Origin of the sequence: Stenotrophomonas sp. SrG (assembly GCF_050031795.1) — a bacterium.
GTDB lineage: Bacteria > Pseudomonadota > Gammaproteobacteria > Xanthomonadales > Xanthomonadaceae > Stenotrophomonas > Stenotrophomonas rhizophila_A.
This window is the reverse complement of the sequence record NZ_JBNBBE010001554.1, coordinates 1-233: the sequence shown is the minus strand read 5'-3', so window position 1 is coordinate 233 and position 233 is coordinate 1. Positions and strand designations below refer to the sequence as shown.

The window sequence follows — 233 nt, the reverse complement described above, 5'->3', positions numbered from 1 at the left end:
CTACCACCGCGGTGAAGCTGGTTTGGCGGCGGTTGTCCTAATCGAACGGCGACTTGCGCACCCGGCGGTGCACGCCGGTTTCGGTCTTCAGCCAGCCATAGGCATTGTCGCCTTCCACGCGCAGCGTGGCCGACGTGATGCCGGCGACATCGCCAGCGGACACGTCCAGCTGTTCGGTCTTCCTGCCGCGCGTGTCGCACCCGCGCTGGTCCATGCGCGGCAGGAGTTCGGGC

General features: G+C 67.8%; 1 pseudogene. It reads right to left on the bottom strand.

Annotation, left to right across the window (positions count from 1 at the left end):
- Nucleotides 1-40: 40 nt before the first annotated feature.
- Nucleotides 41-233 (bottom strand): annotated as a pseudogene (locus ACQG3P_RS24580) (PCRF domain-containing protein); the annotation flags it as partial.